At 53.8% G+C, this 2269-nt stretch carries 1 protein-coding gene; it reads right to left on the bottom strand.

From position 1 onward, the window contains the following. Positions 1 to 303: 303 nt before the first annotated feature. Positions 304 to 2269: hypothetical protein (locus VLA04_01845; GenBank protein ID HSI20438.1), on the bottom strand; the 1966-nt coding region annotated here is incomplete at its 5' end.

Below are 2269 nucleotides of genomic sequence, written 5' to 3'. Positions count from 1 at the left end.
TAAAATGTCTAAAATACCCAATAGTTCATTGCCAGAGGGATAGGCCATAGACACGAGGGGCACCAAAATTACATCGCCATGAACAGGCACAAAAAATATTATTAGCACACTTTCGTTGGAAGTGGAAGAAGTAAAGGGCGGCGTTGCAGCCATCCTTTCAACCAATGTCTTGAGGAGCGAACCGTGCCATGGACTTCTCGTTCCGTTCATTTTATGGTGTGTCGCACGGCTCTTCGTTTTCGCAGTTCAAAGGTGGCGGCTCGGGACGTGTTCCGACCACCGTTGAGAAGCCCTTGTTAATCTTCATTTCTCATAGAGTTCGCCTTTGCCTTTGGGCGGACGCCGAGCAACCCCCACTGCATCCACTGACTCCGCGCCGTGTTGGTCAGCGCTGCTGTGGAGGTCGTTATCGTCGTCCTGGTCATTTGACTCGCGACCTCGCTTGCGGTACTCCTTCAGTGCTGTGGTCCATGCCATCTCCTTCAAGCGGCGCTTCTTGCCTTTGTTGCTCCTCTCGTTGCCGCGGATGACTGTCTTGCCGCGTTCCCACATTGTGTTCACCTCGTGGACCGTTGGCTGGTGATGCCAATGGTGTTGCTTCTTCAACGAGTCAATGATAGGCTCCATCAGCTTGTGCATATCAGACACGCGCGCCTTGGCTTGTTTTCCCACCACGTCCTGTGATGTGAGCATCTTGTACGGACCGATTCGTTCCTGCTCGTCACCAAGGAGGTAGAGCTGGAACAAGGTCGCCGGAGGGAGTGAGGTATCCAGGTCAAACTCCTCGGGCACGGGGTGCATTTGGCCACCCCACATCCAGCGTTGAAATTGGTCGTTTGCTTGCTGCCCGGCATTTGGTGCAGCTGGAGCACCTGCGACAGCCGCGTGCAGGCCATTGCGTAAAGACCCAATTTCGGCAACGACTTTCGTTTGCATGTCCTTTACGAGGGTCTCCACCACCTCGCGTGTAAGCTGACCAGCATCAAACTGGCGCTTCTCAAGCTCTTCATGAAGAGTATTCCCAACGAGTGTAGGAAATGTCGCCACCGTTTGCTTGAGATCTTGTAAGTCACCCAGAATTTGCGTGATAGGAGGGACACCCGTAGAGCGCATCACATCGCCTGGGAATGACAATGCAACTCGCGGGCCCAGTTTGTCAGCAAGCCCTTGCGTGAAAAGAGTTGTCTTGAAGAGCTTGTGCGCAGGTGCAAGGGTTTCGCGAAAATATGCGCGATGGTAGACAAGGGATGCCAGGCACGTGACCAGAACACCCTCAAAGCCCTCGGCAGCATCAGGAAATACAAGACGAACAGCATTGAGAACATCGTCATCCACAGCCTCAAAATGTGGAGGGAGTGTTGCAAAGGTTGGAGAACTCACATCCAGCATTGAAAGATAGCGGCCCACCAACTGATCGCCCGCATGCTCATAGCGTACGTACTTCTGATCCATGCCATCCTGACGCCACCCACCTCGGAGCAGGACAGTGGCCGTGGAGGGTCCCATCGTCGACCCACCAGCACAGTAGGAGCGTCCTCCTTTGCGCAGAGAATGCGATGCAATGTCATCCACGGTAATCCCCTGGCGGTCGATCAGCCCCTTCAGCTCTTTGTCCTCATTGAGCACCTTGCGCAGTTTTCTCACAAATCGATCATGTTGGCGTTGCCCCTCAAAGAGCACATCTGTGCGGCGCTTTGGAGCACCAAAGCACGCAAAATGAATCCCAAGAGCAGTGATGACACACGCCGCGGGATTCAGCGGGTTTGCATAGCAGTGCTTTGGGTCAGTGCGTTCTCCCTCTTGATCAGCCTTGTGCTTCACGTAGGCAACCTGGAGTGAGTCCTCAGAGAAAGAAAAATTTGCAGCGCACAGTGAGGCCACATTGCTCACTCGAACCATGAGATTCCACGCAAGCACACAGAAGACATGGCAAAAAACGTCTCCATTCGTCAAGAGTGCGCGAACAATCGTCAAATACAGGTCTCCAGGAACGTGAGCCTTGCCCTCCTCCAGCGGGATCTCGCCAGTTTGCTTCAGCTCGGCACGGGTCCTTGCAACTCCCTTGGTGAACTGTTTGACAGAAGCACGCATTACATCAGGGAGCAACGTGCCGTGTTGTTGGTAGAAGGCACTCAGAGCGCTCATTGCTGTCCCATGGACGCTCTTGCTGGGGACTGATGTCCCGTCCTTTGCTTTGAAGCCACTCATCCACACCTCAACAATATCGCTCGTGAGAGCAGCAGTGTTGATCACGAAGGTTGACGGGTCT

It is taken from the genome of Verrucomicrobiia bacterium (genome assembly GCA_035460805.1).
Lineage (GTDB): Bacteria > Patescibacteriota > UBA1384 > CAILIB01 > CAILIB01 > DATHWI01.
The sequence above is the reverse complement of the archived record's forward strand: the minus strand, read 5'-3'. Positions and strand labels throughout refer to the sequence as shown.